18 protein-coding genes and 1 pseudogene are annotated in these 17922 nt (G+C 69.8%); 7 read left to right on the forward strand and 12 right to left on the reverse strand.

Going from position 1 to position 17922, the window contains the following annotated elements; translation table 11 throughout:
* Positions 1-7: 7 nt before the first annotated feature.
* From hcaB to ACIP8W_RS28315, 6 genes are all read right to left on the reverse strand, one after another.
* Entirely contained in the window at positions 8-844 is an 837-nt protein-coding gene (gene hcaB, locus ACIP8W_RS28290) for a 3-(cis-5,6-dihydroxycyclohexa-1,3-dien-1-yl)propanoate dehydrogenase (protein WP_401957598.1), read from the reverse strand.
* Positions 841-1698: an alpha/beta fold hydrolase gene (locus ACIP8W_RS28295; protein ID WP_401957595.1), complete on the reverse strand. Its 858-nt coding sequence runs from the start codon at positions 1696-1698 to the stop codon at positions 841-843. The genes hcaB and ACIP8W_RS28295 overlap by 4 nt, the downstream gene beginning before the upstream one ends.
* Before the next feature lie 55 nt (positions 1699-1753).
* Positions 1754-2326: a 3-phenylpropionate/cinnamic acid dioxygenase subunit beta gene (locus ACIP8W_RS28300; protein ID WP_401957593.1), complete on the reverse strand. Its 573-nt coding sequence runs from the start codon at positions 2324-2326 to the stop codon at positions 1754-1756.
* Between the two features lie 60 nt (positions 2327-2386).
* Complete coding sequence (locus ACIP8W_RS28305) at positions 2387-3601, reverse strand: NAD(P)/FAD-dependent oxidoreductase (protein WP_401957590.1); 1215 nt, start codon at positions 3599-3601, stop codon at positions 2387-2389.
* Positions 3598-3933 (reverse strand): non-heme iron oxygenase ferredoxin subunit, encoded by a 336-nt coding sequence (locus ACIP8W_RS28310; protein ID WP_401957588.1) that lies wholly within the window; start codon positions 3931-3933, stop codon positions 3598-3600. Before ACIP8W_RS28310 ends, ACIP8W_RS28305 begins: the two co-directional genes overlap by 4 nt.
* Before the next feature lie 246 nt (positions 3934-4179).
* Positions 4180-5541 (reverse strand): aromatic ring-hydroxylating dioxygenase subunit alpha, encoded by a 1362-nt coding sequence (locus tag ACIP8W_RS28315; protein WP_401957586.1) that lies wholly within the window; start codon positions 5539-5541, stop codon positions 4180-4182.
* A 101-nt stretch (positions 5542-5642) separates the two neighbouring features.
* Here ACIP8W_RS28315 and ACIP8W_RS28320 point away from each other — a divergent pair, with 101 nt between their 5' ends.
* From ACIP8W_RS28320 to dmpG, 5 genes are read left to right on the forward strand one after another with little or no spacing between them, the layout of a single operon-like run.
* Positions 5643-6626 carry a zinc-binding dehydrogenase gene (locus tag ACIP8W_RS28320; RefSeq protein ID WP_401957585.1) on the forward strand — a complete coding sequence of 328 codons (984 nt, stop codon included), beginning with the start codon at positions 5643-5645 and terminating at the stop codon, positions 6624-6626.
* 11 nt (positions 6627-6637) lie between these two features.
* Entirely contained in the window at positions 6638-7585 is a 948-nt protein-coding gene (locus tag ACIP8W_RS28325; RefSeq protein WP_401957584.1) for a 3-carboxyethylcatechol 2,3-dioxygenase, read from the forward strand.
* On the forward strand, positions 7582-8394 hold the full coding sequence (locus ACIP8W_RS28330; protein WP_401957583.1) for a 2-keto-4-pentenoate hydratase: 813 nt from the start codon (positions 7582-7584) through the stop codon (positions 8392-8394). Before ACIP8W_RS28325 ends, ACIP8W_RS28330 begins: the two co-directional genes overlap by 4 nt.
* Positions 8391-9344: an acetaldehyde dehydrogenase (acetylating) gene (locus tag ACIP8W_RS28335; protein WP_401957581.1), complete on the forward strand. Its 954-nt coding sequence runs from the start codon at positions 8391-8393 to the stop codon at positions 9342-9344. The genes ACIP8W_RS28330 and ACIP8W_RS28335 overlap by 4 nt, the downstream gene beginning before the upstream one ends.
* A complete protein-coding gene (dmpG, locus tag ACIP8W_RS28340) occupies positions 9341-10357 on the forward strand; it encodes a 4-hydroxy-2-oxovalerate aldolase (protein WP_401957580.1) in 1017 nt (338 codons plus the stop codon). The genes ACIP8W_RS28335 and dmpG overlap by 4 nt, the downstream gene beginning before the upstream one ends.
* 105 nt (positions 10358-10462) lie before the next feature.
* Here the strand turns inward: dmpG and ACIP8W_RS28345 are convergent, their stop codons facing one another.
* Positions 10463-11284, reverse strand: a complete 822-nt coding sequence (locus ACIP8W_RS28345) for an IclR family transcriptional regulator (RefSeq protein WP_401957579.1) — start codon at positions 11282-11284, stop codon at positions 10463-10465.
* 110 nt (positions 11285-11394) lie between these two features.
* Here ACIP8W_RS28345 and ACIP8W_RS28350 point away from each other — a divergent pair, with 110 nt between their 5' ends.
* Positions 11395-12012: a helix-turn-helix domain-containing protein gene (locus ACIP8W_RS28350; RefSeq protein WP_401957578.1), complete on the forward strand. Its 618-nt coding sequence runs from the start codon at positions 11395-11397 to the stop codon at positions 12010-12012.
* A 41-nt stretch (positions 12013-12053) separates the two neighbouring features.
* On the opposite strand, the gene ACIP8W_RS28355 is transcribed toward ACIP8W_RS28350, so the two are convergent.
* A complete protein-coding gene (locus ACIP8W_RS28355; RefSeq protein ID WP_401957575.1) occupies positions 12054-13385 on the reverse strand; it encodes a hypothetical protein in 1332 nt (443 codons plus the stop codon).
* A gap of 132 nt (positions 13386-13517) precedes the next feature.
* On the reverse strand, positions 13518-14312 hold the full coding sequence (locus ACIP8W_RS28360) for an SDR family NAD(P)-dependent oxidoreductase (protein ID WP_401957572.1): 795 nt from the start codon (positions 14310-14312) through the stop codon (positions 13518-13520).
* A gap of 66 nt (positions 14313-14378) precedes the next feature.
* Here ACIP8W_RS28360 and ACIP8W_RS28365 point away from each other — a divergent pair.
* Positions 14379-14563 (forward strand): annotated as a pseudogene (locus tag ACIP8W_RS28365) (hypothetical protein); the annotation flags it as partial.
* Between the two features lie 89 nt (positions 14564-14652).
* On the opposite strand, the gene ACIP8W_RS28370 reads toward ACIP8W_RS28365, so the two are convergent.
* From ACIP8W_RS28370 to ccrA, 3 genes are read right to left on the reverse strand one after another with little or no spacing between them, the layout of a single operon-like run.
* Positions 14653-15528 (reverse strand): 3-hydroxybutyryl-CoA dehydrogenase, encoded by an 876-nt coding sequence (locus ACIP8W_RS28370; RefSeq protein ID WP_402153576.1) that lies wholly within the window; start codon positions 15526-15528, stop codon positions 14653-14655.
* Positions 15525-16538 carry a 3-oxoacyl-ACP synthase III family protein gene (locus tag ACIP8W_RS28375; protein ID WP_401957569.1) on the reverse strand — a complete coding sequence of 338 codons (1014 nt, stop codon included), beginning with the start codon at positions 16536-16538 and terminating at the stop codon, positions 15525-15527. Before ACIP8W_RS28375 ends, ACIP8W_RS28370 begins: the two co-directional genes overlap by 4 nt.
* 49 nt (positions 16539-16587) lie before the next feature.
* The gene (ccrA, locus tag ACIP8W_RS28380; protein WP_401957567.1) at positions 16588-17910 is read right to left on the reverse strand and encodes a crotonyl-CoA carboxylase/reductase; all 1323 of its coding nucleotides are present in this window, start codon (positions 17908-17910) and stop codon (positions 16588-16590) included.
* Positions 17911-17922: the final 12 nt, after the last annotated feature.

A 17922-nucleotide genomic window follows, 5' to 3' on the forward strand; every position in this document is an offset into this window, starting at 1 on the left:
GCGGTGGTCAGAGTTCGTCGCCGCCGGCCGCGCGCGTGAATCCGCGTACGCCGATGCCGCCGTCGACGGAGATCGCCTGGCCGGTGATGGGGCCGCTCTGTTCGCGGGCCGCGAGCAGCACGTACGGTCCGGTGAAGTCACGCGGTTCCGTACTGGAATCGTGCAGGGGGATGGGCGGCGGCGGTGTGTCCGGGCCGCGCCTGGCGAAGGACGCCCCGATCGAACGGTCGCCCAGGGCCAGCGACTCCGGGCCGCGCAGGTCGGTGTTCATGCCACCGCAGGCGACGCCGTTCACCCGGACCTTGGGCGCGAGTTCATAGGCGAGTTCGCGCATGAGGCCCAGACAGGCGTGCTTGCTGGCGGTGTAGAGGGGGCCTCCGCCGTTGACGTAGAAGGAGGCGTTGGAGAGCGTCATGATGATGCTGCCCCGGGTCTTCACCAACTCCGGCCAGGCCGCATGGGCTGCCAGCAGATAGCCCTTGACGTTGATGGAGAAGATCTCGTCGAAGGCGGTGTCGAGTTCCTTGGTCCCGAGGCGGGTCAGCTGACGCTGATAGTCCCACACACCGGCGTTGGCCACGAGCGTGTCCAGCTTGCCGAACCGGTCGACGGTCTCGGCGACGGCGGAGTGCAGCGCGTCGGAGTCGCGCACGTCGGCCGTGACCGTGTGGACGCGGGACGGGTCGGCGGCCGTATGGACGACGTCGTCGAGCTGGGCCTTGTCCCGGCCGAGGATCGTCACCGAGGCACCCTCGTCGAGGAAGCGCTCGGCGACCGCGCGGCCGATGCCCGAGCCACCGCCGGTGATCAGGACCGTGTATCCGCTCAGCCAGCCCTCGTTCACGACTGCTCCGCCAGGAAGCCGCCGACCAGCTCCTCGAACTCGCGCTGCCGCTCCAGCTGCACCCAGTGGCCGCAGCGGCCGAACACGTGCAGCTGCACATCGCGGATCTGCTTGAGCATCAGCTGCGCGCCGTCGAGGGTGATGGTGCGGTCGTCGCGGCCCCAGAGCAACAGTGTGGGCGCCTTGATCTTGTGCAGGTCGCGCCAGAGCGGGTCCATGCCACCGCGCTTCCCGAACGCCGCGTTGTAGCGGTGGTAGAAGGCGATGTGGCTCTCGTCGAGGGATGCCTCGTAGCGGGCCTTGACGACGTCCTCGCCGAACTGCCTGTGGTCGAAGACCATGGTCCGGATGAACGCGGCCATCTTCTTCTCGGTCGGACCGCCGCCGTTGTAGTAGCGGAACATCTCCTTCTGCCCCTCGGTGGGGGTGGGGCCGAAGGGCAGCCAGCCACCACCGGGAGCCATCAGAACCAGCCGTGTGACGCGGTCGGGGTGCTGCTGCGCCATGGCGATCGCGGCGGCGCCACCGAGGCTGTTGCCGAGCAGGTGGAAGGTGTCGATGCCGAGGGAGTCGAGCGTCTGGCACAGGGCGTCGACGGTGATCTGTGTGATGGACCGCTCGTCCAGCTCCTCCTCGGTCGGGCGGTAGCTGGCGCCGAAACCGGGCTGGTCCGGGAGGACGACGCGGAAGTGCCGGGCCAGGGCCGGGAGGTTCTGGTGGTAGTTGCTGACACCGGACGCGCCCGGTCCGCCACCGTGCAGCATCACCAGCACCGGCCCTTCGCCGGTTTCGGCCACGGCGATCTCGCCCAGTGTGGTGGTTACGCGGTGGTGCTTGAGTTCAAGGTCGGTCACGACAGTTCCCATCGGGTTTCCGGGGACGAAGAGGCGGATCGGAGGAGGGGCGGCATCAGAAGAAGGTCGAGATGTTCTTCGCCCGCAGGATGTTCTGGTCGAGGAGGATCGTCCGCCGGGCGACCCGCAGTCCGTCACCGACCCGGCGCAGCACGTCCGTTCGGCTGCCCGCGAAGACGTTCTCCTCGCGTTCCAGGCGGTTGCGGTAGACGAGGAACGCCGAGCACACGTGCAGGTCACGCTCGGTGAACTCGGGGTTCTCCACCGGGTCCATGTGATGGGCCATCACGTTCGTCACCAGGTGCCGGGTCCGGGACGGCGGGTCCTCGGCCCAGGCCATGCCCGAGTCGAAACGGCGGATGCGCCAGGCCAGGCTCTCCTTGGTCTCGTCGTAGTACGCGGCCTCGCCCCGCGCTGCCACCGACAGCGCCTGCTGGCGCCGGAGGCGGTTGCTGCGGGTGGGCATCCAGTAGTCGAGGTCGTCGGCGAGGAGGTCCAGCCAGTCGGTGTAGCGGCCGGCGTCGAGGAGGTCGGCCTCCTCGTAGTAGAACTGCTCGACTTCGAAGTGTGTCTCAAGGTCGGCGCGCGTCCCCGCTCGCAACCGGGTCTGCTCGGGGGTCGTACTCACGGTGTCATTCGGTCCCTTCTCCGCGTGGGGCGGTACGAGGTGTGGCGCGGTACGGGCACGTCATCCGCGCATCAGGCCGCGCAGGTTCACGGAGGGGTCCGCCAGCCGCTCGGCGTCGGCCCGGACACGGCGGTCGATCATCCGGCGGGCCGCCCGTACGGCGGTGGAGTCGTCGACGGCCGCGGCCGCGACGACGTACCCGTCGCGCAGGCCGAAGACCGCGAAGGCCGGATCGTCGAAGGAACCGCGTACGACGGTCCGGTCGGCGGACTCCATGTGCCCCACCGCCTCGATGTGGCGGCCGTGCCGGTCCGTCCAGAACCAGGGTGCCGTCGGCGCCGGAGCGTCGATGCCGAGGAGGGTGGCGGCCGCCCTGGCTCCGTCGTGCTGAGCGGCCTCCCAGTGCTCGGTACGGGGCAGGAGCACCCCGTCGCGCCGGGTGCGGGCCGGGTCCCCCACCGCGAGTACCGCCGGGTTGGACGTCAGCTGCCCGGGGTCGACGACGATCCCGCGGTCGACCGCGAGGCCGGCCCGCTCGGCCAGCCCGGTGTGCGGCACCATGCCCACGCCCAGGACGACGACGTCGTACGACCGTGGCGCGGCCCCGTCGGCGAACTGTGCCTCGATGCGGTCCCCGCGGTCCGTGAACGACTCCACGGACGCCTGTACGGTCGTCACCCCGTGCTCCGTGTGCAGACCGTGCAGCCAGGCGGCCAGCTCCGGTCCGAGCACGGGCACCAGGGGCGCGGCCAGCGGATCGACCAGGGTGACCTCACAGCCGAGGCGGAGCGCCGTGGAGGCGACCTCCGCCCCGATCAGACCGGCGCCGACGACGAGGACACCCGCGCCGGACGCGAGCGCCGGGCGGAGCCGGTCGGCGTCCTCGGCGGTGCGCACCACGTGCACGCGCTCGCTGTCGATGCCGGGGACCGGCGGCCGGGCCGCGTCGCCGCCGGTGGCGAGGACCACGCGGTCGGCCGGCAGCAGGGTGCCGTCCGCCAGCTCGACCCTGCCGTCCCGTGGGTGCAGCGCCAGGACGGCGGTCCGGTTGACGAGGCGGATGCGCTGGTCGTCGTACCACTGCGGGGACTGCAGGGCGATCTGCTTGATGTCCTTGGTGCCGGCCAGGAAGTCCTTCGACAGCGGCGGCCGGTCGTACGGGAACTCGCCGGGGTCGACGAGGGTGAGGTCGCCGTCGAACCCGCCGGACCGCAGGGCACCGGCCGTGCTGACACCGGCGACGCCGGCGCCCACGATCACCACGCGCTCGGTCACGGGGTCTCTCCCGGGAAGAGGTAGACCTCGCCGGCGCGCACCTCGACGCGGTGCGGGCAGGCGTCCTTGGTGGCGGGCAGCCCCTGCACCTCGCCGTTCTTCAGACAGAACTTGCTGGAGTGCAGCGGGCACTCGACGAAACCGTCCTCGACCCAGCCGTCGGCGAGCGAGGCGTCCTCGTGGGTACAGGTGTCGTTCAGGGCGTACACACGGTCGTCGGTGTCACGCAGCAGGGCGATGTTGTCGTCCGTGCCGGTGATCGTCCTGTCGATGGCGATGCCCTCGCCCTCGGGGATATCGGCCAGAGCTGCGACGCGGATGCCGTCACTCATGGGTCTCCGTAAGTGTGAGTGGCCCGGAAAGGCCGGAGGTGACTCAGCGGTTTCTTGTCCTTGGCGGCTGACAAGGAGTGGCCGCCCGGCTCTTCGGGGCGCCCTGGCTGATGGAGATGTGCGCGCTGTGTGCGGCCGCTGGTCGCGCCCGCGATTCCTATGTCATTGCCGGTACGGCCCGCCGCCGGAGGGCTTCGCCACGATCGGCGTACCCGCCCCGCCGGCCGCGCGGGCGGCCTGACTCCGTCATGGGGACTCCTCCTGGCGAGCCTCGTGCCAGGCAGGGGTGTCCATCAGCTCGCGCCAGCGTGCGTAGAACGCCCTGCCCGCGGCGTCGCTGTAGAGCTCGCTGGTGGTGCCGGGATGGCGGCCGTCCTCACGTTCGGTGCCCATCCCCATCTGGTAGTTGAGGGGGACGCCGTTGGTGATGAAGCCGTGCGAGATCGCCTGGACCTCGCTCCAGTTCTCGCCGTCGTCCTGCTCGAAGATACCGCTGGGTCCGAACGTCCGCAGATTATACAGGCGTTGCGCTTCCCGGACCTCTTCGGGCATGGACTTGTCGACGATGGTCCAGGCCCATACCTCCATCGCGTCCGGGCCCTTGGGGTGCCAGACCCGGATGGAGCCGTTGACCGGCAGGTAGGAGAAGTTCGGGAAGACGGTGGCATGCCCGTTCGTCAGCGGACCCTCCACCCGGGCGTCACCGAGCCGGGCCCGCAGGGCGTCGTAGTCCATCCACTGGTGCACGGTCCGGGCGTCGAAGCGGTTCTTGGGGTGGACGGGGAAGCCCGCGCCGTTGCCGTTCGCGTCCAGGTACTGGCGGCCCGTGCGGTGCACGACCTCGTCCTTGGGCTTCTTGCCGGACGGCGAGAGCACCATGAGCGCCGAGGCGTGACTCATGTTCACGTGGTACCAGTCGGTGGCGAACTGCTCGGCCGCCAGCTTCCAGTTGCCCTCCAGGACCCACTTGTGGACACCGCCGACGACGACGGTTCCTTCGTCGTCGTGGTCGAGCATCGCGTCCATGTACCAGGCCATGTCACCGAGCGACTCGCGCAGCGAGACCGGGTCGGGGTTCCAGGTGCCGAAGACCAGCCCGCGGTACGTCTCCACATGCGGCACCTCCACCAGGCCCCACTTCCCCGACTCGAAGGAATCGGGGTAGCCGTCCTTGTTCGGCACACTCACCAGCGACCCGTCCAGGTGGTAGGACCAACCATGGTACGTGCAGGTGAAGTTGCGGGTGGTACCGAAGTCGGCGCGGCAGACGCGAGCGCCTCGGTGCCGGCAGGAGTTGAGGTAGACGCGGATCCGGCGTTCCCGGTCGAGGGTGACGATGACCGGGTCCTCGCCCATGTACGTGGTGAAGAAGTCACCGGGCTTGTGGAACTGGTCGGTGTGTGCGAGGAACAGCCAGCTCGGCGCGAAGACGCGCCGCAGCTCTTGCCGGTACAGCTCCTGGTCGGTGAAGATGACGCGATCCAGCAGCCCGCCCTCGGTGTCGACGAGCCCGGAGACGTCGATGTTCCGTGCCAGGTCTGCCGGGCGCCGCAGGGCCCCGCGCGGGGCCGTGGTGGCCGCGCTCCGAGGTTCGATCGTCGAGGTCATGTCCTCAGGAAACAGCAGCAGGTCAGCGGGGTTCCATCCGTCGTTCCGTACGACGGAACACGCGCTGTCGTGCGGTGTGTTCGCCAGGAGAGCGTGGCCACATGCTTGCCGCCACCGCCGTCTCCCAAAGTGCGACCGAACCGCTGTCCGGACTGGTCCTGGGCGACGTTCCCCCGCCCGAACCACGGCCCGGATGGTCGGTCGTCCGGGTCGCCTCCTCCTCTTTGAACATGCACGACCTGTGGACGTTGCGCGGTGTCGGCCACCCGGCCGACCGGCTGCCCATCGTCCTGGGCTGTGACGCCGCCGGCTGGGACGAGGACGGCAACGAGGTCCTCGTACACCCGGTCATCGCCGACGCCGACGCCGGACTGGGCGACGAGACACTCGACCCGAAACGGGCTCTGCTGTCGGAGCAGCACAACGGCGCCTTCGCCGAGTACCTGTCCGTGCCCACCCGCAACCTGATCCCCAAGCCATCATGGCTCTCCTTCGACGAGGCCGCCTGTCTGCCCGTCGCCTGGGGCACCGCGTACCGGATGCTCTTCACCCAGGCCGGGATCAGGGCCGGGGACCGGGTGCTGGTCCAGGGCGCGGGCGGTGGAGTGGCCTCGGCCGCCATCAACCTGGCCGTGGCCGCGGGGGCGGTCGTGTACGCCACCAGCCGCAGCGAGGAGAAGCGGGCCGACGCCCTCGCCTGGGGGGCGCGGCTGGCCGTGCCGACCGGCGAGCGGCTGCCCGAGCGCGTGGACGTGGTGATAGAGACCGTCGGCGAGGCGACCTGGGCCCACTCGCTGAAGTCGCTGCGCCCCGGCGGCACCGTGGTGATCGCCGGCGCCACCAGCGGCACGAACCCGCCCGCCGACCTCGGCCGCGTCTTCTACCTGCAGCAGCGTGTCATCGGCTCCACCGGCTGCACCCGCGGCGAACTGGTCTCCCTGCTCAAGCTGATGGACGCCACCGGGGTACGTCCGGTGATCGACCGCACACTGCCGCTGGCCGAGATCCACAAGGGCTTCCAGCTCATGATCGACGGACAGCTCACCGGAAAACTCGTCGTCCACCCCTCCCCTTCGGACCAGTGAGGAGCACCACCATGGCCACCGCCGCAGTCGGTCTGTCGCACTCCCCCCTCATCGGCAAGAACGACCCCGCCCCCGATGTCCTCGCGGCCGTCGCGCGCGCCGTCGACGGCGCGCGCGACTTCATCCGCGCCTTCGATCCGGAACTCGTCGTCCTCTACGCCCCCGACCACTACAACGGCTTCTTCTACAAGGAGATGCCGCCCTTCTGCCTGGCCACCGAGGCACACGCCATCGGCGACTTCGGCTCGGCGGCCGGCCCGCTCTCGGTCGACACCAAGGCGGCCCAGGCCCTCGCGCGAGGTGTGCTGGAGCGTGGCGTCGACCTGACCGTGTCGGCCCGGATGACCGTCGACCACGGTTTCGTACAACCGCTGGAGGTGCTGTTCGACGGGATCGACAAGGTTCCTGTCGTGCCCGTCTTCGTCAACGGCGTCGCCACCCCCCTCGGGCCGGTCAGCCGTGTCCGGGCGCTGGGGACCGCGATCGGCGAGGCCGCGGCCGAGCTCGACCGGCGGGTGCTGTTCCTCGGTTCCGGGGGGCTGTCCCACGACCCGCCCGTCCCCACCCTGGACGGTGCCCCGCCGCGCGTCGCCGACGCCCTCATCGAGGGGCGTCCGCCCACGCCCGAGCAGCGGGCCAGGGGCGAGGAGCGGGTGGTCCAGGCGGGCCGCGACTACGCGGCGGGGTCGACCGGAATGATCCCCATCAACCCTGCCTGGGACAACCAGGTGCTGGACACACTGGAGAGCGGCCGTCTGCCGGAGGTGGACGCCTGGAGCGTGGAGTGGATGGGCGCCGAGGGCGGCGGCTCCGCCCATGAGGTACGCACCTGGATCGCGGCGTTCGCCTCCCTCGCGGCGTCGGGCCCGTACCGGATGACCTCCCGCTTCTACACGCCCATCCCCGAATGGATCGCCGGCTTCGCGGTGGCGACAGCGGAACAGGAGACAACCCGATGACCACACCCGAGCAGGAAGAAGCCGTCGTCAAGGCGGTGGACCGGCTGGAGACGGCCGAGGCCCGGCGACAGCCGTGCGCCCCCGTCCGTGACCTTCTGGGCCGCGAGGACCTCCGCGGCGCGTACGAGGTGCAGCGTCGGCTGACCGCGCACCGGGTGGCTGCGGGCGCGGTCGTGACGGGCCGGAAGATCGGGCTGACCTCGCCTGCGGTGCAGCGCCAACTCGGCGTGGACCAGCCGGACTTCGGCGTCCTCTTCCAGGACATGGATGTGTCCTCGCTCGCCGGGCGGGTGCCTTCCGCACGGCTGCTCCAGCCGAAGGCGGAGGCGGAGATCGCCTTTGTCCTCGGCGCCGACCTCGACACGGACGACCTCGACACAGCCACCGTCCGGGCGGCGGTGGAGTACGCGATACCCGCCCTGGAGATCGTGGACAGCCGCATCGCCGACTGGGACATCTCCATCACCGACACCGTCGCCGACAACGCTTCCAGTGGCCTGTACGTCCTGGGCACCGACCGGCTGCCGCTCGACGCCTTCGAACCGCGCGAAACCACCATGCGGATGTACGCCGACGATGTCCTCGTGTCCGAGGGCGACGGCGCCGCCTGCCTCGGCGACCCGCTCAACGCGCTGCTGTGGCTGGCCCGTACCGCACGCGAGTACGGCGACCCACTGCGAGCGGGCCAGGTCGTACTCTCCGGGGCGCTCGGCCCCATGGTGGCCGTCTCCCCCGGTGTCACCGTACGCGTCGAGATCTCCGCACTCGGTACGGTGACCGCCACGTTCACGGACAAGGACCCGTCATGACCGGCACGAAGAAGACCAAGGTGGCCGTCATCGGTTCCGGCAACATCGGAACCGACCTGATGATCAAGATCCTCAGGCTCTCGGAGACCCTGGAGATGGCGGCCATGGTCGGTATCGACCCGGACTCCGACGGCCTGGCCCGAGCCCGGCGCCTCAAGGTGGCCACGACCCACGAGGGCGTGGACGGCCTGGTCGCGCTGGACGGATTCGACGACATCGAGATCGTCTTCGACGCCACCTCGGCCAAGGCCCACGTCGCCAACGCGGCCGTGCTCGAGCCCTACGGCAAGACACTGATCGACCTCACCCCGGCGGCGATCGGCCCGTTCGTCGTCCCCCCGGTCAACCTCGACGACAATCTGGGCGCCGGCAACGTCAACATGGTCACCTGCGGCGGCCAGGCCACCATTCCGATGGTCCACGCCGTGTCCCGGGTGACTCCGGTCGCCTATGCCGAGATCGTCGCCTCGATCGCCTCGAAGTCGGCCGGCCCCGGCACCCGCGCGAACATCGACGAGTTCACGGAGACCACGGCGGCGGCCATCGAGGCCGTCGGCGGTGCGCGGCGTGGCAAGGCGATCATCGTCCTCAACCCCGCCGAACCGCCGCTGATCATGCGTGACACCGTGTTCTGCCTGATCGGCGACGCCGAGCACGACGCGATCCGCGCGTCCGTCGCGGCCATGGCGGCCGAGGTCGCCGCGTACGTCCCGGGCTACCGGCTGAAGCAGGAGGTGCAGTTCACGCCCATCCCGCCGGACGAGCCCGTCCATACGCTGCTGCCCGCCGACGCTCCCCCGGTGACGACCCGTGTCTCGGTGTTCCTCGAAGTGGAGGGCGCCGCCCACTACCTGCCCGCCTACGCGGGCAACCTCGACATCATGACCTCGGCCGCCCTGCGCACCGCCGAGCACATGGCTCGCCACGGACGACAGGGAGCTTCCGCGTGACCACGAACCTGTACGTGCAGGACGTGACCCTGCGCGACGGCATGCACGCCGTCCGGCACCGCATCGCACCCGCCGACGTGGCCAGGATCGTCACCGCCCTCGACGCCGCCGGTGTCGACGCCATCGAGGTCGCCCACGGCGACGGTCTGGCCGGCGGCTCGGTCACTTACGGGCCGGGCAGCAACACGGACTGGGAGTGGATCGAGGCGGCCGCGTCCGTCCTCGAACGAGCCACCCTCACCACCCTGTTGCTCCCCGGTATCGGCACCATCGCGGAGCTGAAGCACGCCTACTCCCTCGGTGTCCGCTCGGTCCGCATCGCCACCCACTGCACCGAGGCCGATGTCTCCGCCCAGCACATCGCCACCGCCCGTGAACTCGGCATGGACGTCTCGGGTTTCCTGATGCTCAGCCATATGGCGGACGCCCGGACCCTCGCCGAGCAGGCAGCGCTGATGGAGTCGTACGGCGCCCACTGCGTCTATGTCACGGACTCCGGTGGCCGGCTCACCATGGACGACGTCCGCGAACGCGTCCGCGCCTACCGGGACGTACTGCTGCCGGAGACCCAGATCGGCATCCACGCCCACCAGAACCTCTCCCTCGCGGTGGCGAACTCCGTCGTCGCCGTCGAAGAGGGCGTCACCCGGGTGGACGCCTCGCTGGCCGGTCACGGCGCGGGGGCCGGAAACTGCCCGATCGAACCCTTCGTCGCCGTGGCCACGCTCAACGGCTGGAAGCACGGCTGCGACCTCTTCGCCCTCCAGGACGCGGCCGACGACCTCGTACGCCCCTTGCAGGACCGTCCCGTCCAGGTCGACCGCGAGACCCTCACACTCGGTTTCGCGGGCGTCTACTCCAGCTTCCTGCGACACGCCGAGGCCGCCTCGCGGCAGTACGGCATCGACGTACGCACCCTCCTGCTCGAAGTCGGCCGACGCGGACTCGTCGGCGGCCAGGAAGACATGATCGTCGACATCGCCCTGGACCTGGTGGGCTCGGACCGCGCCTGACGGCAGGCGTGCTCCGAGCCGGAACACGGAGCACGCACAGCCCCGGCCCAGCCGCTGGGGCGCATTGCGAAAGGAGCGCCGTCCGCCCTCTACGGGCGGACGGCGCTATTTGTCGGACAGGCCCCAGCCCGCCAGCTGACCGGAGCGCGAACGCGCCCCTCCCACGACCCACGCCTGCGAGGCGGCCGCCGCGATACGGCGTACGTCGGCGCTCAGCCGACGGATGTCGGTCTCACCGCACCGGCCGGCGACCGACACCGCCGCGACCGCCCGGCCGCCGTGTCCCAGAACGGGCACGGCGACGCAGTTGAGGCCGAGCTGCCTCTCCTGGTTGTCGTACCCGATGCCCGCCCGGCGGATCCGCTCCAGTTCGGCGGTCAGCTCGTCGGGGTCGGTGATCGTGTGCTCGGTGAAACGGCTCAGGGGCGCGGACGTCACCCGGAGCGCGGCATCGGAGTCGTACGCGAGCAGGACCTTCCCCACGGCCGTCGCGTGGGCGGGCAGTCGCCCGCCGATGCGGGAGGGGACGGGAGCCGGGCGGTGACCGTAGAGCTTGGCCAGGTAGACCACGTCGGTACCGTGCAGCACGGACAAATGGACCGTCTGCCGCGTGAGTTCGTAGAGATCGGTCAGGAAGGGCAGGAGCCGGTCCCGGATGCCCTCGTAGCCCGGGGCGTACACGGTGCGGCCCAGATCGTGCAAGCGCTCACCGAGCCGGTAGTCGGTACCGACCCGCTCCACGACACCGTTGCGCTCCAGCATGCCGAGCACCCGATGGGCGGTCGTCTTGCTCAGCTGCGCCCGCCGGGCGAGCTCGCTCACTCCCACCCCGCTGCTGGCCCGGTCCCCGAAGGCGACGAGGAGACTGATGGCTTTGTCGACGGCGGCCCGGTCGTCACGGGACGCGCTGATAACGGGGGAGGTCATGGTGGCTCACCTCAGGGCTCGAGGAGTCCGCGTCAATTTCAGTACACGGTTCGGAAACTTCTATGTGACACAGGATGCGAGTCGGCCAGGCGTTCGTCAATAATGACGCCATGCACATTAAAAGTGACGCCCTGACCCGTGAAAACGATCTCGTGGCCCGCAATGTCCGGCGCTTCCGTCTGGAGAGGGCCATGTCGCTGGGTGAACTCGCCCGCCGGTCCGGCCTGTCGAAACAGACACTGTCGAAAATCGAGCAGGGATCGGGCAACCCCACTGTGGAGACCCTCTCCCTGCTCGGCGCCGCCCTCGACATGCCCACGAGACGCCTGCTGACCGAGTGGGGCACACCGGTCTACGTCCAGCGGCACGACCAGGGCGAGTGGACCGACACCCATGACTGGTCCGAACGCCTCCTCGACGAGACGTACGGCTCCGGCTACGTGCGCACCCTGGTCCTGCGCCTGGAGCGCACCGCCGTGGAGCCGGAGCCCATCGGCCCGCACGCGCCGGGCACCCTGCACCACCTCTACGTGATCACCGGTAAGCTCCGCACCGGCCCGGTCACCGAACCCGTGGACCTCGCGGGCGGGGACTTCGTCCACTTCCCGGGCGACGTCCTCCACCGGCTCACCTGCCTCAGCGACCGGGCCACCGCCCACATGGTCACCACGATCCCCCAGGTCCGCCGGATCCGTCCGACCGTCACCAAGGGGGGCACCGTCGGCTAGAGTCCGCCTTCCGCGTCCGGCGGAGCGACGTCACGCACGCCTCAGATGCTCCACGCCAGGCGAAACAGCTCCGCGCGCTCCTCGGGGCTCTTTTCGGCGTGGTGTGTCTGTTCGTGCCGACGGGCCACGACCGTCGTGTCCACGATCGCGTCGCCCACCAACTGCCGGGCGCGCGCCGACTTGTCCAGTACGTCGAGGACGGTGCCGACCTGGGACGACAGTACCGTGAGGCGCAGTGCGGCCCACTGCCGCTCCGTCAGGGTGGCCGGGTCGTCGGTGACTTCGGCGGGCAGCTCCGCGTGGGTGGTGATGCCGTCCAGGGCCAGGGCGAGCACGGCGGCCGAGGCGATGTAGACGTTGGCGGAGGGGTCGATGATCTTCACTTCGAAGTTCGCGCCGTGCGGGTTGGCGGGGCCGGCGGCCAGGAAGCGGACAGCGGCTTCCCTGTTCTCCATGCCCCAGCAGGCGTGGGCGCCCGACCACTGTCCGGGGACCAGGCGCTCGCCCGAGAGCACCGAGCCGGTGAGGAACCCCTGAATGTCGGGGAGTCCGCGCACGACTCCGGCGATGGCCGCGCCGCCTTCGCCGGTCATGCCGTGCGGGCCCCGGCCGCCGCTGAACAGGGGCGCGCCGGCGCGGGTGAGCGAGAAGTGCTGGTGGGCACCGTTGCCGAGCGCGCCGGGGAAGGGCACCGGGGAGAAGGACGCCCGCAGACCGTGCCGACGGGCCACCCGGCCCACCAGGATCTTGGCGAGGACCACGGCGTCGGCCGCGGCGACCGGTTCCAGCGGCGGCAGGGAGAACTCGAACTGGTTGCGCCCGTACTCGGCGTGCACCTGCTCGATGGCAAGGCCGGCCGCGTGGGCGGCGGCGTGCAGGTCGGCGAGGAACGCCTCACGGTCGAGCAGCCCCGTCACCCCGTAGGGGATCCATGAGGTGTCGGTCAGGGCCGAGCCGTCCGGCGCCACCAGGACGAACTCGAGTTCGTGTCCGATCCGTGCGGCAAGTCCGGCATCGGCAAGCCGCTGTCCCACGCTCCGCAACAGACCGCGGGGGCAGCGCGGATCCGGCTCACCCGACTGGTCGAAGAAGTCCGCCGGTCCCCAGGCCACGCCTCCCCCCAGGTTGCGTACCACCTCGGCGTCCAGACGGATCCGCAGATCCCCGACGGCCGTGATCGATGGGGAGAACGCGATACCGGAGTCCGCGCAGAAGGCGTGCCAGACGGCAGCGGCTCCCAGACCCGCTCGGTGGAAGGTGTCCAGCCGCGCCACCGGAACGCTCTTGGCCAGGGTGATCCCGGCCGGGTTGACCACCGTTCCCATGACGGTGTGCACCCCGGTTTGCGTGAGTTCACGGTACTTCACACCCATGAGAGATGTTCCACCGCTTGTGGGCTCTTCGTTCATGCGCAACATGATGCACCCGCCGCCCTCGTCGCGACGGGTGCCGACACCCGCACGGCGCTGTACGTCCGGGCCGGGGCCCTTATCCCCGATTGGCCGTCAGCGTTTGCGCAGGCGCAGCGAGGTCCAGCTCGCATCGGCGGTCCAGCCCCCGTCGACCGGCAGCGCGACGCCGTTGATGAAGCCGCTACGAGCGGGGTCGGCCAGGAAAGCGACGGCCTGGGCGATGTCGCCCGGGGCGGCGAAGCGTGCCATGGGTACCCGTTCGACGATGTCGGAGTCGGAGTAGCCGCCGGACGCCTGGTCCGCGGCGTCCATCTCGGTCTTCACCCATCCCGGGCATACGGCGTTGACCCGCACCCCGCGTCCGCCCCATTCCGCGGCGAGGGTGCGGGTCAGCCCGATCAGTCCGTGTTTGCTCGCGTTGTACGCGGCCCGGTCGGCGACGCCGTGCAGTCCCGCGATCGAGGCGATGTTGACGATCGAGCCGCTGCCCGCGGTGAGCATCTGCCGCCCCAGCGCCCGCGACGTCAGGAACGGGCCGGTGAGGTTGACCTCCAGGACCCGGCGCCACTGTTCGGCGGTGGTGTCCTCGGCCGGGGTGAGCAGGGAGACGCCCGCGTTGTTGACGAGCACATCGACCCGGCCGAAACCCTGTCGTACCTGCTCGGCGAGGTGCGCGACATAGTCTTCCGAGGCGATGTCGCCGACCACCGCCACCGCCTCGGCCCCCGCGTCGCGCACCGCGGAGAGGGTCTCCACCGGTTCCTTGAGATCGGCCAGGACCAACGCGTACCCCTGCCCCGCCAGCACCTCGGCGACTTCGCGGCCGATGCCCTGCGCCACCCCGGTCACCACGGCGACCGGTTGCTGTGTTGCGTGCTCTGAGCTCATGTTCATGAGCCCAGCCTGACCGGGCGCCGGCATTATGGGAAGCGACGAACGGAGAAGCGGCCTTTCCCCCGCGTACCCGACGCGCAGGAAGCCGCCGCACTGCTCCGCGAGGGGCTGGAGGCCATTCCCGCCGAACGCCCGTGGGTCAACCCCGACTGCGCTCTGAAGACCGCGGCCGGCCCGAGACCCGCGCCTCGCTGGAGAACCCGGTCACCGCCGCCCGTACCGTCCGCGTCGAACTGACCGCCTGACACTCCACCAAACCGCTGTGCGGGGCACGCTTCCGTGCCCCGCACAGCGGTTCCACCTCACCTCTACGCCACCCCGGGCTCACACTCGTTCACTGATAGGCGTAGAAGCCCCGCCCGGACTTCCGGCCCAGCAGGCCGCCCTCCACCATCCGTCGCAGGATCGGCGGCGGTGCGAACGACTGCTCCTTGAACTCCTCGTACAGCGCGACGGAGACGGACGCGACGACGTCGAGGCCGATCAGGTCCGCCAGCCGCAGTGGGCCCAGCGGATGGGCGCAGCCCGCGACCATGCCGCGGTCGATGTCCTCGGCGGAGGCGAAGCCGGATTCGAGCATGCGGATGGCGCTCAGGACGTAGGGGATCAGGAGGGAGTTCACCACGAAGCCGGTGCGGTCCTGGGAGTTGATGATCTCCTTGCCCAGGACGTCCACGGTGAACGTCTGCGCCCGTGCCATGGTGCGGTCCTCCGTCAGGAGGGAGCCCACCAGTTCGACGAGCGGCAGGTCCGGTGCCGGGTTGAAGAAGTGCATGCCGATGACATGGCCGACCCGGTTGGTCGCGCGGGCCAGTTTCATGATGGGCAGGGAAGAGGTGTTCGAGGCGAGGATCGCCTCCGGGTCCTCGACGATCTTGTCCAGTTCGGCGAACAGGGACATCTTCGTCGGTTCGTCCTCCACGATGCACTCGACGACCAGCTGACGGTCCGCCAGTTCCGTACGGTCGGTGGTGAACTCCACGCGTTCCAGAACCTGTTCCCGCAGGGCCTCCGTGATCCGTTCCTTACGGAGCGCGCGGGCGAGCGACGCGGTCAGCCGCTCCTGGGCACGGGTGGCGGAGACGGCGCTGGAGACGGCGACCCGTACGTCGAGCCCGGCCCTCGCGCACACCTCCGCGACGCCGGCGCCCATCGTGCCGCCGCCCACCACACCGACCCGGGTGATGTGCTCATGGCTGTACGGGGTCATCGCGTCGCCCCCCAGCGCAGCAGTCCGGCGCCGATGGACATGCCGCCGCCGAAACCGGCCAGCAGGACCAGGTCCCCGTCCTTCAGATGGCCGCGCCGGTTGGCGTCGTGGAGGGTGATCGCGACCGAGGCGCTGCCGATGTTGCCGTACTGCTCCACGGTGCGGTGGCTGTGCGCCTTCTCCAGCCCGGCGTGCTCGACCAGTTCGTCCAGCATGACACCGTTGGGCTGGTGCGGTACGAAGTGCTGCACGTCGGCCACGGTCAGCCCGTGTGCCCCGGTCAGTGTGCGCAGGGTCGGCGGGAGGTTCTCGTTCACGAAGTTCCGTACGTCGCGGCCCTCCATCTTGAGGAAGTGGCCGCCGTTCGCGACGGTTTCGGCGGACGCCGGGATACGGCTGCCGCCCGCCTCGACGCGGATCAGTCCGTGCGCGTCGCCCCGCCCGACGAGTTCGAACCCCAGGAAGCCGCGGCCCTCGGGCACCGGTCCCACAACGGCAGCGCCCGCTCCGTCGCCCATCAGCACGGCTGTCCGGCGGTCGGTGAAGTCGACGAACCGCGAGTAGACCTCCGCGGCGACGACCAGGGCATGGCTGCCCGGCCGCCGGGCCACCAGGCTCTGGGCCAGGGCCAGCGCGTAGACGAAGCCGCTGCATACGACGTTGATGTCGAAGCAGGCCGCGCGGAACGCCTGGATCTCGTTCTGTACGAGGTGCGCGGTCGGCGGCTGCGGGGAGTCGCCCGTCGACGTCGACACGATCAGGTAGTCCAGCTCCCCGGCGGTGATCCCGGACCGCTTCAGCGCGTCCTCGGCCGCCCTGGCGGCCAGGTCCGACGTGGCCTCGTCCGGCGCCGCGTACCGACGGGAGAGGATCCGGGTCTTCCGGGTGATCCACTCGTCCGTGAGCCAGGAGTCGGTGACGGCGACCCTTTTCGCCACCTCCTCGCTCGATATTTCCGTTTCCGGCACATACCCGCCGGTTTCCAGTATTCCAATCGGTATTTCCGTCACCACTGCCAAGCACCTCCCATGAATGGACCCGCAAAAAACGCCCGGAACCTCAGATCAGTTTCAGCTGATCCTCACCGATTTTCTCCCGCAGTTCGCGATCGGTCACGCCGAGGCCCTTCTCGGGGGCCATGCACAGGACCCCGACCTTCCCTATGTGCTCGTTGTTCTGCACCAGCCGGGCCGCTTCCCCGACGTCCTTCAGGGAATACACGGTCGAGAGCATGGGGGCCAGATAGCCGAGCTGGAAGAGCCGGTTGCACTCGGCCTTCTCCTGGAGATTTGCTATGTGACTGCCGACGATCCGCTTGAGGTTCATCCAGAGGTACCGGTTGTCGAACTGGTGCTGATATCCGGTGCTGGAACCACAGGTGACCACTGTGCCGCCGCGGCGGACCACGAAGACCGACACACCGAACGTGGCGCGGCCGATGTAGTCGAACACGACATGCGGGTCCTCGCCGACCTCCTTGCGGATGAGGCGGCCCAGCCGCTTGCCGATCTCGATCGTCTCCTCGGGAGAGGCGGGCTCGCCGCCGCCCATCCCGATCTCGTTGCGGTCGATGACCACCTCGCAGCCGAGCCGGCGCAGCACCTCGGCCTTCGCCTCGGAGCTGACCACGCCGACCGGGATACCGCCCGCCTTGCGTACCAACTGCACGGCGTATCCGCCGAGTCCGCCGGTCGCCCCCCAGATCAGCACGACGTCGCCCATCTTGATCCGGGCGCCGTTCTCGCTGATGAGCATGCGGTACGCCGTACCGGCGCACAGCGTGTTGGACGCGGCCTCCTCCCAGGTGAGGTGGGCCGGCTTGGGCAGCAGCTGGCTGGCTCGTACGACGGCGTAGTGGGCCAGGCCGCCGAAGTTGGTCTCGAAGCCCCAGGCGAGCTGGTGGGAGCCCATCATGCCGTCGCCGTGCGTCGCGGGTTCCTGGTCGTCGACGTACGCCGGGCTGATCACCACATGGTCACCGGGCCGCCAGTGCCGGACACCGCTCCCCGCCCCCACCACCACGCCGCAGCCGTCGGAACCGATCACGTGATACGGCTGGTCGTGTCGGGCCGCGTAACCGCCCTGCCGGCCGTAACGGCGCAGAAAGGCGAAGGTGGGCAGCGGCTCGAACATCGCCGACCACACGGTGTTGTAGTTGATCGAACTCGCCATGACGGCGACCAGCACTTCGTCCGGCGCGAGTTCGGGCATGGGCACCCGACCGACATGCAGGGATTTCCGGACGTCCTTGTCCTCGACCCCCTTGAACATTTCCGTGTCCTCGGCCCGCAGATAAGCGGCCAGATAATCACTGGGGGGACTCAGTCTTGCCAGTTCTTCCGGAGGGGCGCCGTTGACAACCGCCTCGTACATACCATCCATTTACCACACCAC

The organism is Streptomyces sp. NPDC088554, from assembly GCF_044752945.1.
Classification (GTDB): domain Bacteria; phylum Actinomycetota; class Actinomycetes; order Streptomycetales; family Streptomycetaceae; genus Streptomyces.

Coding starts and splice junctions, on each gene's coding strand:
- ACIP8W_RS28315 (WP_401957586.1), bottom strand. CDS start 5,541: ATGACCTCGACGATCGAACCTCGGAGCGCGGCCACCACGGCCCCGCGC.
- ACIP8W_RS28335 (WP_401957581.1), top strand. CDS start 8,391: ATGACCGGCACGAAGAAGACCAAGGTGGCCGTCATCGGTTCCGGCAAC.
- ACIP8W_RS28320 (WP_401957585.1), top strand. CDS start 5,643: ATGCTTGCCGCCACCGCCGTCTCCCAAAGTGCGACCGAACCGCTGTCC.
- ccrA (WP_401957567.1), bottom strand. CDS start 17,910: ATGGATGGTATGTACGAGGCGGTTGTCAACGGCGCCCCTCCGGAAGAA.
- ACIP8W_RS28330 (WP_401957583.1), top strand. CDS start 7,582: ATGACCACACCCGAGCAGGAAGAAGCCGTCGTCAAGGCGGTGGACCGG.
- ACIP8W_RS28325 (WP_401957584.1), top strand. CDS start 6,638: ATGGCCACCGCCGCAGTCGGTCTGTCGCACTCCCCCCTCATCGGCAAG.
- ACIP8W_RS28350 (WP_401957578.1), top strand. CDS start 11,395: ATGCACATTAAAAGTGACGCCCTGACCCGTGAAAACGATCTCGTGGCC.
- ACIP8W_RS28360 (WP_401957572.1), bottom strand. CDS start 14,312: ATGAGCTCAGAGCACGCAACACAGCAACCGGTCGCCGTGGTGACCGGG.
- ACIP8W_RS28345 (WP_401957579.1), bottom strand. CDS start 11,284: ATGACCTCCCCCGTTATCAGCGCGTCCCGTGACGACCGGGCCGCCGTC.
- ACIP8W_RS28370 (WP_402153576.1), bottom strand. CDS start 15,528: ATGACCCCGTACAGCCATGAGCACATCACCCGGGTCGGTGTGGTGGGC.
- ACIP8W_RS28310 (WP_401957588.1), bottom strand. CDS start 3,933: ATGAGTGACGGCATCCGCGTCGCAGCTCTGGCCGATATCCCCGAGGGC.
- ACIP8W_RS28355 (WP_401957575.1), bottom strand. CDS start 13,385: ATGGGTGTGAAGTACCGTGAACTCACGCAAACCGGGGTGCACACCGTC.